Origin of the sequence: Pseudomonas crudilactis, from assembly GCF_013433315.1 — a bacterium.
In the GTDB taxonomy this organism is placed as follows: domain Bacteria; phylum Pseudomonadota; class Gammaproteobacteria; order Pseudomonadales; family Pseudomonadaceae; genus Aquipseudomonas; species Aquipseudomonas crudilactis.
In genome coordinates this window covers 42,668-55,684 of sequence record NZ_WXVV01000036.1, presented here as the reverse complement: position 1 = coordinate 55,684, position 13,017 = coordinate 42,668, and the positions used below count along the sequence as shown (strand labels likewise).

General features: G+C 60.0%; 9 protein-coding genes. 5 read left to right on the top strand and 4 right to left on the bottom strand.

Going from position 1 to position 13,017, the window contains the following annotated elements; genetic code table 11:
• The first annotated feature begins 144 nt into the window (after positions 1-144).
• On the top strand, positions 145-1,335 hold the full coding sequence (locus GTU76_RS28700) for a benzoate/H(+) symporter BenE family transporter (RefSeq protein WP_180700165.1): 1,191 nt from the start codon (positions 145-147) through the stop codon (positions 1,333-1,335).
• Positions 1,336-1,596: 261 nt separating this feature from the next.
• Here the strand turns inward: GTU76_RS28700 and GTU76_RS28695 are convergent, their stop codons facing one another.
• Positions 1,597-1,941, bottom strand: coding sequence for a YggL family protein (locus tag GTU76_RS28695; RefSeq protein ID WP_007916365.1), 345 nt, complete (start codon positions 1,939-1,941; stop codon positions 1,597-1,599).
• A 233-nt stretch (positions 1,942-2,174) separates the two neighbouring features.
• Here GTU76_RS28695 and dacB point away from each other — a divergent pair, with 233 nt between their 5' ends.
• The gene (dacB, locus tag GTU76_RS28690; RefSeq protein WP_160057069.1) at positions 2,175-3,635 is read left to right on the top strand and encodes a D-alanyl-D-alanine carboxypeptidase/D-alanyl-D-alanine endopeptidase; all 1,461 of its coding nucleotides are present in this window, start codon (positions 2,175-2,177) and stop codon (positions 3,633-3,635) included.
• Between the two features lie 135 nt (positions 3,636-3,770).
• On the opposite strand, the gene GTU76_RS28685 is transcribed toward dacB, so the two are convergent.
• Positions 3,771-6,152 (bottom strand): sensor domain-containing diguanylate cyclase, encoded by a 2,382-nt coding sequence (locus GTU76_RS28685; RefSeq protein WP_180700164.1) that lies wholly within the window; start codon positions 6,150-6,152, stop codon positions 3,771-3,773.
• A gap of 147 nt (positions 6,153-6,299) precedes the next feature.
• Entirely contained in the window at positions 6,300-8,570 is a 2,271-nt protein-coding gene (gene rlmKL, locus GTU76_RS28680; RefSeq protein ID WP_102900771.1) for a bifunctional 23S rRNA (guanine(2069)-N(7))-methyltransferase RlmK/23S rRNA (guanine(2445)-N(2))-methyltransferase RlmL, read from the bottom strand.
• Positions 8,571-9,102: 532 nt separating this feature from the next.
• Here rlmKL and rmf point away from each other — a divergent pair.
• Complete coding sequence (gene rmf, locus GTU76_RS28675) at positions 9,103-9,318, top strand: ribosome modulation factor (protein WP_003223300.1); 216 nt, start codon at positions 9,103-9,105, stop codon at positions 9,316-9,318.
• 241 nt (positions 9,319-9,559) lie between these two features.
• Here the strand turns inward: rmf and GTU76_RS28670 are convergent, their stop codons facing one another.
• Complete coding sequence (locus GTU76_RS28670; RefSeq protein WP_016985598.1) at positions 9,560-10,579, bottom strand: quinone-dependent dihydroorotate dehydrogenase; 1,020 nt, start codon at positions 10,577-10,579, stop codon at positions 9,560-9,562.
• 224 nt (positions 10,580-10,803) lie between these two features.
• On the opposite strand from GTU76_RS28670, the gene GTU76_RS28665 reads away from it, so the two are divergent.
• Entirely contained in the window at positions 10,804-12,015 is a 1,212-nt protein-coding gene (locus GTU76_RS28665) for a CmpA/NrtA family ABC transporter substrate-binding protein (RefSeq protein ID WP_180700163.1), read from the top strand.
• 15 nt (positions 12,016-12,030) lie between these two features.
• Positions 12,031-12,606 carry an ANTAR domain-containing response regulator gene (locus GTU76_RS28660; RefSeq protein WP_007916390.1) on the top strand — a complete coding sequence of 192 codons (576 nt, stop codon included), beginning with the start codon at positions 12,031-12,033 and terminating at the stop codon, positions 12,604-12,606.
• Positions 12,607-13,017 lie beyond the last annotated feature (411 nt).

The window sequence follows — 13,017 nt, the reverse complement described above, 5'->3', positions numbered from 1 at the left end:
CAATGGAAGGTGGCAACACGACTGTACGGCTGTTTGTGACTTCGGCTGTATTGCAACGATCCGTTACGTTTGAGTTTAGGCTTGATCACAGAATCCGCTGCTCGCCCACAAGGGATCTTCATTGGTATAAGGAACACCGCCGTCATGAACGACGCCACCCACACCCGACTCCGCCCTCTGACCGACACTTCGCCCTCGGCCATCGTCGCTGGCTTCATCGCAATGATGACCGGTTACACCAGCTCGCTGGTGCTGATGTTCCAGGCCGGGCAAGCGGCAGGTCTGACCAGCGGGCAGATTTCTTCGTGGATCTGGGCGATCTCGATCGGCATGGCGGTGTGCTCGATCGGCCTGTCGTTGCGTTATCGCACACCGATCACCATTGCCTGGTCGACGCCCGGCGCCGCGTTGCTGATCACCAGTCTTGGCGGTGTCAGCTATGGCGAGGCCATTGGCGCCTACATCACCTGCGCAGTGCTGGTGACGATCTGCGGGCTGACCGGCAGCTTCGAGCGGCTGGTAAAAAAGATCCCGGCCTCCTTGGCAGCGGCATTGTTGGCAGGGATTCTGTTCAAGATCGGCAGTGAGATCTTCGTCGCCGCGCAGCACCGCACCGGGCTGGTGCTGGGGATGTTCTTCACTTATCTGCTGATCAAACGCCTGTCGCCGCGTTATGCCGTGCTCGCCGCGCTGCTGATCGGCACCGCGCTGTCAGGCTTTATGGGTCTGCTCGACTTCAGCGGTTTTCATCTGGAAGTGGCGACGCCGGTGTGGACCACGCCGCACTTCTCGCTGGCGGCGACCATCAGCATCGGCATTCCGCTGTTCGTGGTGGCCATGACCTCGCAGAACATGCCCGGCATCGCCGTGTTGCGCGCCGATGGCTACAACGTCCCGGCCTCGCCACTGATCACCACCACCGGCATCGCTTCGCTGTTGCTGGCGCCGTTCGGCTCCCACGGCATCAACCTCGCAGCGATCAGCGCGGCAATCTGCACCGGACCGCACGCCCATGAAGATCGCAACAAGCGCTACACCGCTGCGGTCTGGTGCGGGATTTTCTACGGGATTGCCGGGGTGTTCGGCGCAACGTTGGCGGCGTTGTTTGCCGCGCTGCCGAAGGAACTGGTGCTGTCGATTGCCGCGCTGGCGCTGTTTGGCTCGATCATCAATGGTTTGAGCATTGCCATGACCGAGGCGAAGGAACGGGAAGCGGCGCTGATTACCTTTATGGTCACGGCGTCGGGGCTGACGTTGTTTTCCATTGGTTCGGCGTTTTGGGGGATTGTCGCGGGAGTTTTGACTTTACTGATTTTGAATTGGCGTAAAGTTTAAGGTCAAAAGCCCCTCACCCTAGCCCTCTCCCGGAGGGAGAGGGGACTGACCGAGGTGTTTGGAAGACATACGCCGACGTGGGGTACCGAGTTGAACTCAGGCTTTGAAGCCCACAAATCGGCCCCCTCTCCAGGGGGAGAGGGCTGGGCGGGCGGCGTTCCGATGAGGGGTAGACTCACCACAAATCCCAAACCGAAACCTAAACACCCAAACCCCAGACGAAAAAAAACGGCGACCCTCAGGTCGCCGTTTTTTTCAGTATCACTTAGCCGCGTTGATCGGCTTTTCCGGATACCAAACGTCCAGCAACGGGCTGACTTCATACTTGGTCAGCTCGGAGCGGGTTTTCAGCCAGGCTTCAACGGCAGCACGCTGCTCTTCGTTGACCGAGCCACGCTTCTGCAGGCAAACCAGACCGAAGTCGTCGCCGCCAACATAACCCAGACCATTGGCTTCCATGGCTTCTTTGATGAAGGCTTCGAGGAAAGCGTCAATGGCTTCTTCGGACAAGTCTTCTTTGAAGTCCAGGTTCAGTTCGAAACCCAGCTCTTGAAATTCATCAACGCACAGTTTTTTGCGCAGACGCTGGGAACGGTTAGTCGCCATTGGAACAATCCTCTTAAGTATTAACGGCCGGCACTTTACCAGTTTAAGCCGCCGATTGCCCGACTCTCTGGCCCCTGTAGCCGACCGCCTGTAAAAAAATAACGTATTGGCCGGCCCAGACAAGGCACAAGCTGTAACACCTTGGGGCATAATGCCGACACTTTCATGACCGCTGAGGGCTTTTTCATCCATGTCCTCGTTATTTTCCCCTCGACTGTAGGGTTTTATTTCATATGATCAAATCGTTGCGTCCCCTGCTTCTCGCCGGCCTTCTTCTGCCGCTGGCCCTGCCTGTTTCTGCTGCCACCATCAATACTTCCCTGACTCCCAACGTTGAAAAAGCACTCAAGGCGAGCAAATTGCAGCCCAGCGCCCTGTCGTTGGTGATGGTGCCGCTGGATGGCCCGGGCACGCCGACCGTGTTCAACGCCGACGTGTCGGTCAACCCGGCCTCGACGATGAAACTGGTGACCACTTACGCGGCGCTGGAAATGCTCGGCCCCAACCATCAGTGGAAAACCGAGTTCTACACCGATGGCGACCTGAACGGCGGCATCCTCAATGGCAACCTCTACCTCAAGGGCGGCGGCGATCCAAAGCTGAACATGGAAAAGCTCTGGCTGTTGATGCGCGACCTGCGCGCCAACGGTGTGACGCAAATCACCGGTGATCTGATCCTCGACCGTAACTTTTTTGTGCAGCCAGTGCTGCCAGAATTCAACGATGACGGTAATGACGAGAACAAGCCGTTCCTGGTCAAACCCGACTCGTTGCTGGTCAACCTCAAGGCCCTGCGTTTCGTTGCCCGTAACGATAATGGCCGGGTGCTGATTTCGGTTGAGCCGCCGATTGCCAGCATCCACATCGCCAACACCGTCAAAGCCCTGCCCTCCAAACAATGCACCGGCGGCGTGCGCTACAACCCGGTGCCAGAAGCGGATGGCAGCGTGACCGTGACCGTGGCCGGCCAGTTGGGCGAAGGTTGCAGTTCGCAGACTTATCTGTCGCTGCTCGATCACGCGACCTACACCGCCGGTGCCGTGCGCGCGATCTGGAAGGAACTGGGGGGCAGCATTCAGGGCAAGGACCGTCTGGCCTCGACACCGGGCAACGCCAAACTGCTGGCTCGCGCCTACTCGCCGGACCTCGCGGAGATCATCCGCGACATCAACAAATACAGTAACAACACCATGGCCCAGCAACTGTTCCTCAGCCTTGGCCAGAAATTCCGCAATGATGCCGACGGTGACGACGCCAAGGCAGCGCAGCGCGTAGTGCGTCAGTGGATGGCGAAGAAAGGTATCACTGCGCCGCATCTGGTGATGGAGAACGGCTCCGGCCTGTCCCGTGCTGAACGGGTCAGCGCCCGTGAAATGGCGAGCATGCTGCAAGCCGCCTGGCACAGCCCGTATGCCGCCGAGTACATCAGCTCGCTGCCGATTGCCGGTACCGACGGCACCATGCGCAAGCGTCTGAAAACCACGGCGATGCGCGGTGAAGCCCACGTCAAGACCGGCACCCTGAACACCGTGCGGGCAATTGCCGGTTTTAGCCGTGATGTGAATGGCAACACTTGGGCAGTGGTGGCGATCCTCAACGACAAAGCGCCGTTCGGGGCGTCGTCGGTGCTGGATCAGGTGCTGCTGGACCTGTACAAGCAGCCAAAACTGGCGCAGACCGCTTCGGTCCTCTAACGCCGTTCAGGCAACACCACAAAAACCTGTGGGAGCGAGCTTGCTCGCGAAGGCGGAGTATCAGTCGACGCATTTATTGACTGACCTGACGCCTTCGCGAGCAAGCTCGCTCCCACAGGGGAACCGCTTCGCGGCCTAGCTCATCTGCTCGACCCGATCACGCCCGCGCTGCTTTGCCATATACACACCCGAATCCGCCCGCAACAACAGCGCATCCGCGCCCTCCCCCAGTCGCCAACTGGCGATCCCGAAACTCGCCGTGACCACGCCGACCACATCCACCGGCGCGCCACGCAAACCCTGCCACAACTCAACCGCCAGCATGTACGCATGCTCGCCGTCGATGTCCGGGCACAACACCATGAACTCCTCGCCGCCCAATCGACAGAACACATCGGTACGGCGCAAACGATGGCCGATGCGTTCGCACACCGCTTGCAGCACCCGATCGCCCACGGCGTGACCGTACTGATCGTTGATACGTTTGAAATGGTCGATATCGAGCATGATCACCGACAACTCACCGCCGCCGCGCTCGACCCGGGCCATTTCCGTGGTCAGGCGTTCCTGGAAATAGCGACGGTTATGAATGCCGGTCAGCGAGTCGGTCACCGACAGCGCACGCAATTCTTCTTCCACGCGTTTCAGGTCAGAAATATCCGAGATATAGCCATGCCAGAGCACACCGCCGCCCGGCAGTTCTTCCGGCGTCGCCTCGCCGCGCACCCAGCGCAAGCCGCGTTCGGGCAGCTGTACGCGATACTCCTCGCGCCACGGGCTGAGGCTGTCCGCCGAGGCACGAATCGAAGAGCGCACGCGGGTAACGTCCTGTGGATGAATGCGCGTGAAAATCGCCTCGGCGTTGAACAACAGCACGTCCGGTTCCAGTTCGTAGATCTCGCGGATGCCGTCGCTGGCGTAGATCACACTGAAGCGCCCGTCGAATTCCATCTTGAATTGATAGATGCCGCCGGGCACGTGCGCGCTGAGTTTCTTCAGCAACACATCCCGCGCCGCCAGCACCTCGTGCACACGCTTGCGTTCGGTGATGTCGATGCAGATCGCCAGATGCCCGACCCACAGCCCTTGTTCATCGATTACCGGCGTGGCGAGCATGTTCACCGGAATATGGCTGCCATCGCTGCGCACCAGCGTCCACTCGCGGGCCTCGTGGCCGCCGACTTCGCCGCCCTCGACCAGCATCGCGTGGCAGGTCGGGATGCTTTTGCCGTAACGCGCACTCAACTCGGAGGCGCGGGCCGTCAACTCGCGGGGCAGGTGCAGGTTTTCCAGAGTCATGTGGCCGACGACATCGGCGCTGCTGTAGCCGAGCATTTGTTCGGCGCCGGGGTTGAAGGTGTTGATCACCCCGCGCAGGTCGGTGGCGATGATCGCCACCTGCGTTGCGGCATTCAGCACGCCGCGCAACTGCCCGTGGGTACCACGCAATTCCTGTTCGCTGGCGTGCAATTCCTGTGTGCGCAATTCGACCATGCGCAAGGCGCGCTGGCGCTGACTGACCAACACATAGAGCAAGGCACTGAGCAGCAAACTGAGCAAGCTGCCCAGAATGATCACGCTGCCGACCGACGAATGATTGGCCTGAACGAACGCCTCGCTCGGCAGAATATCGACCTGATAGTCGTGATCGGCCATGCGCACCAGACGCGTGGCCGTGAGGTCGCTCGGCGCCGGTTCGTTGGTCGACTCGAACAACACTTCGTGCTGATCATTGGTCGACATGTCGAGAATGCGCACCGACAGATAGTCATGGAAGGCATCCGGCAAACCGTCGGCCAGCAACTGACGCATGCTGATCACCGCCATCACGTAGCCAAACGATTGGCGCTCGCCATTGTGGCTCACGGGTGCGACGAGCAGCACACCGCGCGCATACGATGGTTCGATGCTGACCAGGTGCATGGGTTGCGACACCGCCAGCCCGCCGAGCTTGTCGGCACGTTGCAGCGTGTCGCGCCGCAGCGGTTGTGCGAGCAGGTCATAACCCAATGGTGAGCCGAGCCGACTTTGCGTCTGGCTGTAGAGCACCGGCACGTATTCATCGCGCACGCCAGCCAGTTGCAGCTCGCCCTGGGCATTCAGTTCACGCAGGGTGAAGTTGCTCAGGCCTTCGTCACGCACGCGCTGTTCGAATGCCGCGCGCTCGGCCCCCTTGATCTTGAGGGCAAACGAATAGGCCTGGGTACGCATTAATAAGGGGTGGGTGTACCCGTCGAACTCGGCGCGGGACACCGATTCAGAGTTGGCGAAGAAACGACGCAGGCCGTCGAGGCGTTGCTCCTGGTCCTGAAAGCGTTCTTCGATGCGACTGTAGCGTTCATTGGCCAGCAGTTGAAAACGCTGACGGGTCTGTTGCTGAAACTGATTGAGGGTGGCCCAGGCGAGCAGCCCCGTGAGAATTCCGCCGGCGAGCAATACCAGCAGCGCGACCAGCCAGGCCGAGACGTCTTCACTGATGAAACCCAGAATCTTTGGGCGCACGGGGTGCAACGACATAAAGACAACTCACACTACGCCAGCATTTACGGGAAAACCCCATTGACCGTGTGTGAGTTATAGCTATTAGCCACTAATTTAGCTAGCGCGGGCAGATCCACGGAGCCTTTAAAAATCAAGGCTCTGTGGATCCAATTGCGCAAAGCGTCAACGAGCCGTGATTTTCCAGGCGCGGTGGATCTTGGTGTTACGGGCGAAATCCGGATCAATGGTCTGCGCGCTGATTTCCTCGACCGCGTAACGCTCGGCGAGGTTTTCTTCCAACTGGAACTTGCGGAAGTTGTTGGAGAAATACAGCACGCCACCGCTTGCCAGACGGGCCATGGCCAGGTCGATCAACTGCACCTGATCACGTTGCACGTCGAAGATGCCTTCCATGCGCTTGGAGTTGGAGAAGGTCGGCGGATCGATAAAGATCAGGTCGTACTCGTCACGGCTGCTTTCCAGCCACGCCATCACATCGCCCTGCTCCAGACGGTTCTTGTCCGAGTAGCCGTTCAGCGACAGGTTGCGGCGTGCCCAGTCGAGGTAAGTCTTCGACAGATCGACGCTGGTGGTGCTGCGCGCGCCGCCCTTGGCCGCGTGCACGCTGGCGGTCGCGGTGTAGCAGAACAGATTGAGGAAGCGCTTGCCGGCGGCCTCTTTCTGAATGCGCATGCGCATCGGGCGGTGGTCGAGGAACAGGCCGGTGTCGAGGTAGTCAGTGAGGTTGACCAGCAACTTCACGCCGCCCTCGCTGACTTCATTGAACTTGCCCTGTGCAGCCTGACGCTCGTACTGCTTGGTGCCGCTCTGACGTTCGCGGCGTTTGACTACCACGCGGCTCTTGTCGACGTTCAGCGCCTGCGGAATGGCGGCCAAGGCGTCGAACATGCGCGCCGAGGCTTTTTCCGGATCAATGGACTTCGGTGCGGCGTATTCCTGGACGTGCACCCAATCGTGGTACAGGTCGATGGCCATCGCATATTCAGGCATGTCGGCATCGTAGACACGGTAGCAATCAATGCCTTCGCGCTTGACCCACTTGCCCATGGCCTTGAGGTTTTTCTGCAAACGGTTGGCAAACATCTGCCCGCCTTCGCTCAAGCGCGGTTGCTCGATCACCGGTGCCGGGGCTGGCGTCGGTTTGATCGGGTTGCCGTTCTTGTTGAACTTGCGCTCTTGCGGCTCGTCCGGGGTCTGGTCGTAAGCCGCTTGCTCGCGCTCGGCCTGACGCTGTTCCGGGGTACGCCGCTCGCCGGTGACGAACTGATCCGGCAGCACTTTGATCAACAGCAGCTTGCACGGCAACGCGCCGTTCCAGAACGAATACTGTTTGTGGCTGCGGATACCCATGCGCTTGCCCAGATCCGGTGCACCGGTGAACACCGCCGCTTCCCAGTTCAGGCAGGCCTGACGCAGACGCTCGCCGAGGTTCTGGTAGAGATACAGCAGGCTGGCTTCGTCACCGAGACGCTCGCCGTACGGCGGGTTGCAGATGACCAGACCTTTCTGGTTCTGATCCGGACGCGGTTCGAAGGTCGCGACTTCGCCTTGATAGATTTTGATCCACTCGCTCAGGCCTGCGCGCTCAACGTTGTTGCGGCCCGGCTGAATCAGTCGTGGGTCAGCTTCATAACCGCGAATCCACAGCGGTGGCTTGGCCAGACCGGCAGCGGCGCGCTCGACGGCTTCTTCGTGGAGTTTTTTCCACAGCGCCGGGACGTGACCGAGCCATGCGGTAAAGCCCCACTGCTCACGACGCAGGTTCGGCGCCATGTCGGCGGCGATCATGCCCGCCTCGACGAGGAACGTGCCGACACCGCACATCGGGTCAGCCAGCGCGCCGCCTTCGGCAGCAATGCGTGGCCAGCCGGAACGGATCAGGATTGCCGCTGCGAGGTTTTCCTTCAGCGGTGCAGCGCCCTGCTGCAAGCGATAACCGCGCTGGTGCAGGCTGTGGCCGGAGAGGTCGAGGGAGAGAATCGCTTCGCCGCGATCCAGACGCAGGTGAATGCGCAGATCCGGGTTGAGCTTGTCGATCGACGGACGGTCGCCCTGCGGCGTGCGCAGTTTGTCGACGATGGCGTCTTTGACTTTCAAAGCGCCGAAGTGAGTGTTGTCGATGCCTGAGCCGTGGCCGCTGAATTCAACGGCCAGGGTGCCGTCGCTGAGCATGTGATCCTGCCACTCGATGTCGAGCACACCGTGGTAGAGGTCTTCGGCGTCCTTCATCGGGAAACGCTTGAGCACCAGCAACACGCGGTTGGCCAGACGCGACCAGAGGCACAGGCGATAAGCGGTTTCCATGGTCGCCATGCCACGCACGGCGGAAGTGTGCTCGCGCGCTTCTTCAAGGCCAAGCCCGACGGCTTCCTCGATGAGCAGGCCTTCAAGGCCTTTAGGGCAAGTGAGGAAGAGTTCGAAACGGTCGGACATGGTATTTCCAGAGCCTTTGGCTAGTGAATCGGCAACGCATTGCCGATCCGTTTTTCAATCAGGCGCTTTTCTAAAAGAACGCCCGCGTGGCACGAAGGTGTGCCGTTCCATCCCCGCTGCTCGGGTTAAAAGAGCTTAGATGCCGGGACAGATAAAAAAGTTGATGAAACAAAAAGTCTTAAAGCGACCCTTCGTCGCTTTATACCCCAGCGCAAACGTGGGTCATTCTCACTAAAGAATTAACCCCATCATGCAGCGCGGGGCCGATCATACCGGGGTTTGCTGAAAAACCGTGCATGAAACCCGTCGTTACTTATGGCTGTAGCACTAATTTCGTTACGTCCTTATGACAAAACGATCATTCCCTCGGTGTGACTCATTGGTTAGAACTGAACACAGGTTGACGTCGCAACGGCGTCAACACCTTGGCTCGCCACGCCGGCAGCGAGCCGCACCATGGCAGGTTTTTTCTGCCAGACCTCAGTTGAGGTCAACGCGACACAAAACAGTCAACAAGTGAGGGAAACACCCTATGAGAAGACTTAAGCGTGATCCGTTGGAAAGAGCATTTTTGCGCGGATATCAATATGGCGTTGGTGGCAAATCCCGTGAGCTTTGCCCATTTACTCTACCGTCGGTACGTCAAGCCTGGATTAACGGCTGGCGAGAAGGACGCGGCGACAACTGGGACGGTATGACCGGCACTGCGGGAATCCACAGACTCAACGAACTTCACGCCGTCGGCTGACACAGGGCATTAATTCCGACACGACAATCTGAATTTGTAACGACTTACCATGCACGTCCTTCCCGGACGGCGGGCTGCGGCCCAGGGGCTCCTTCGAGGAGCCCTTTTTTATGCCTGTCACATTATTTGTGCCATACACAAAACCTGTAGGAGTGAGCCTGCTCGCGATAGCGTCAGTTCAGCCAACATCTTCAGTGACTGATACACCGCTATCGCGAGCAGGCTCGCTCCCACAATTGGATCAGCGCAGGGCGGCGATCGCGTCTACGGATTCTCGGATCAGTGCCGGGCCCTTATAGATGAAGCCGGAGTAGATCTGCACCAGGCTCGCACCTGCCGTGATCTTCTCGGCCGCATGCTTGCCTTCGGTGATGCCACCGGCCGCGATGATCGGCAACCGACCCGCCAACTCACCCGCCAGCACCTTCACGGTATTGGTGCTCTTCTCCCGCACTGGTGCGCCGGACAAACCGCCCGCCTCGTCGCCATGCTCCATGCCTTCGACGCCAACACGGCTCAGGGTGGTATTGGTCGCGATCACCGCGTCCATGCCCGTTTCGATCAACGCCTGAGCCACCTGCGCGGTTTCTTCGTCGGTCATGTCCGGTGCAATCTTGATCGCCAGCGGCACATGTTTGCCGTGACGCAACGCCAGTTCGGCGCGGCGGGTAGCCAGATCCGCGAGCAACTGCTTCAGCGAATCACCAAATTGCAGGCTGCGCAGGCCCGGGGTGTTCGGCGAGCTGACGTTGACCGTCACGTAGCTGGCGTGGGCGTAAACCTTGTCGAGGCAGATCAGGTAATCGTCGACCGCGCGCTCAACCGGCGTATCGAAGTTCTTGCCGATGTTGATGCCCAGCACGCCCTTGTATTTCGCAGCGGCCACGCGCGCCAGCAGGTTATCCACACCGAGGTTGTTGAAACCCATGCGGTTGATGATCGCCTCGGCTTCCGGCAGGCGGAAAATCCGTGGTTTCGGGTTGCCCGGCTGCGGACGCGGGGTCACGGTGCCGATTTCAACAAAACCGAAACCCAATTGCGCGAAGCCGTCGATGGCCGCGCCGTTCTTGTCCAGACCCGCCGCCAGACCCACCGGGTTCGGGAATTCGAGGCCCATGACCGTCACCGGCTTCTTTGCCGGCGCCTTGCACAGCAAGCCGTTTAAGCCCAAACGCCCACCCGCGCCGATCAGATCCAGCGACAGATCGTGGGAGGTTTCCGGGGAAAGTTTGAACAACAGCTGACGGGCCAGGGTGTACATGGGCGGCGATGACTCGGGCGGCGAAAAGAGGCGGCGATTATAGCCGGGCATCGACCTGCCGCGCGAGGCGCACGCGCAAATCACTGCCGGTGGCATATGCCTTGCACCCTCCTTGACTATCAGCGCGCAGGTCAATGACGGCTTGCGGGCAAGGACAATGGCGTCGTCCCGGATTTTGCCTGCGCAAAGTCCGTGGCGGCGCTTTTTTTTCGAGGTGGCGGTGTATGAATGAACCTTCGGTAGGGCCACTGGCCTGGGTCAATGGCAGCGATGCCCCGGAAAAGACTGCGATCAACCTCGGCTTCATGGCCCTGAGCGACTGCGCCTCGGTCGTCGTTGCTGCCACACAGGGCTTTGCCCAGCCTTACGGGCTGACCCTGAATCTCAAGCGCCAGGCCTCTTGGGCCAATCTGCGCGACAATCTGGTCAGCGGCGAACTCGACGCCGCACACAGTTTGTATGGGCTGATTTACGCCGTGCATCTGGGTATCGGCGGCGTTGCTCCGACCGATATGGCCGTGCTGATGGGCCTGAATCAGAACGGCCAGAGTCTCAACCTCTCCCACGGCCTGCAAAGCCTCGGCGTGAGCAGTCCTGAAGCGCTGGATCGGCATGTGCACCAAAGCCGCGCAAAACTCACCTTCGCCCAGACGTTTCCCACTGGCACTCATGCGATGTGGCTGTATTACTGGCTGGCGAGTCAGGGCATTCATCCGTTGCAGGATGTCGACAGCGTCGTCGTCCCGCCGCCGCAAATGGTCGCGCACCTGCAAGCCGGGCGTATCGACGGTTTTTGCGTTGGCGAACCGTGGGCCGCCAGTGCGGTGCAGCAGGATCTCGGTTTTACCCTGGCGACCAGCCAGACCATCTGGCCCGATCACCCGGAAAAAGTCCTTGGTTGCACCCGTGAATTTGTCGAGCAGTATCCGAACACCGCAAGAGCGCTGGTAATGGCGATCCTTGAGGCCAGCCGCTTTATCGAAGAGAGCCCGGAAAATCGTCGCAGCACCGCGCAGTTGCTCAGCGCGCCGGAATATCTGGACGCGCCGCTTTCGTGCATCGAACCGCGTTTTCTCGGTGATTATGCCGATGGCCTCGGCAATCGCTGGCAGGATCCACACGCGCTGCGCTTCCACGGCAATGGCCAAGTGAATTTGCCGTACTTGTCCGATGGCATGTGGTTCATGACCCAGTTCCGCCGCTGGGGTTTGCTGCGCGAAGACCCGGATTACCTCGCCGTTGCCCGACAGGTCCAGCGGCTGGACGTCTACCGCGACGCCGCCACCGCTGTCGGCGTCGCCGCGTGGGGTACCGATATGCGCAGCAGCCAGTTGCTCGACGGTAAAGTCTGGGACGGCAGCGACCCGGCCGGCTACGCGCGCAGTTTCAAGCTGCATGCGTTGAACGACGACGCTCCCCTTCTCGCCCGCCGCTGACAGGAGACCGCGAATATGTTGCGCATTCTGCTGATCAATGACACAGCGAAAAAAGTCGGGCGCCTGAAGGCTGCGTTGACCGAGGCCGGTTTCGAGGTGATCGACGAGTCCGGTCTGACCATCGATCTGCCCGCGCGCGTCGAAACGGTGCGCCCGGACGTGATCCTGATCGATACCGAGTCACCGAGCCGCGACGTCATGGAACAAGTGGTGCTGGTCAGCCGCGACCAGCCACGGCCGATCGTGATGTTTACCGATGAACATGACCCGGGCGTGATGCGCCAGGCGATCAAATCCGGGGTCAGTGCCTACATCGTCGAAGGCATTCACGCCCAGCGTTTGCAGCCGATTCTCGATGTGGCGATGGCGCGTTTCGAGAGTGATCAGGCCTTGCGTGCGCAGCTTCAGGCTCGCGATCAGCAATTGGCTGAGCGTAAGCGCATCGAACTGGCCAAGGGGTTGTTGATGAAGATGAAGGACTGCAACGAGGAAGAGGCTTACACCTTGATGCGGCGGCAGGCGATGAGCCGGCAGCAGAAGCTGATTCAGGTGGCGGAGCAGATTATTGCGATGAGTGAGTTGCTTGGCTGAAAGGCGCTGAGCGCTTGAAAAGCCCCTCACCCTAGCCCTCTCCCGGAGGGAGAGGGGACTGATCGGGGGATGCTCGCGAAGTACGCCGACCTGTGATTTCTGCTGTGAATCCATAATCGACGCGGTCTTTCAGGTCGATGTTTGATGTCAGACACCTCGGTCAGTCCCCTCTCCCTCTGGGAGAGGGCTAGGGTGAGGGGCTTTTGATTTTCCGGCTGTTGGCACAAATCTCGCTATGTAAAACGCACAGGTAACCAACGGCGGTTGCCCCACCTACGACAAAGACGTCGCTCACCCGTTCGCCCAACCGGCGCATCAGGTAGCGGCGTTTTTGCGTTTTGGCCCCACAGCCCGGGGCCGGTGGTGCGGCCGTGGCGGCGCCCCACCTGCTGTTGCATGACTCCTTTCGAG

Coding starts and splice junctions, on each gene's coding strand:
- GTU76_RS28700 (WP_180700165.1), top strand. CDS start 145: ATGAACGACGCCACCCACACCCGACTCCGCCCTCTGACCGACACTTCG.
- GTU76_RS28695 (WP_007916365.1), bottom strand. CDS start 1,941: ATGGCGACTAACCGTTCCCAGCGTCTGCGCAAAAAACTGTGCGTTGAT.
- dacB (WP_160057069.1), top strand. CDS start 2,175: ATGATCAAATCGTTGCGTCCCCTGCTTCTCGCCGGCCTTCTTCTGCCG.
- GTU76_RS28685 (WP_180700164.1), bottom strand. CDS start 6,152: ATGTCGTTGCACCCCGTGCGCCCAAAGATTCTGGGTTTCATCAGTGAA.
- rlmKL (WP_102900771.1), bottom strand. CDS start 8,570: ATGTCCGACCGTTTCGAACTCTTCCTCACTTGCCCTAAAGGCCTTGAA.
- rmf (WP_003223300.1), top strand. CDS start 9,103: ATGAGAAGACTTAAGCGTGATCCGTTGGAAAGAGCATTTTTGCGCGGA.
- GTU76_RS28670 (WP_016985598.1), bottom strand. CDS start 10,579: ATGTACACCCTGGCCCGTCAGCTGTTGTTCAAACTTTCCCCGGAAACC.
- GTU76_RS28665 (WP_180700163.1), top strand. CDS start 10,804: ATGAATGAACCTTCGGTAGGGCCACTGGCCTGGGTCAATGGCAGCGAT.
- GTU76_RS28660 (WP_007916390.1), top strand. CDS start 12,031: ATGTTGCGCATTCTGCTGATCAATGACACAGCGAAAAAAGTCGGGCGC.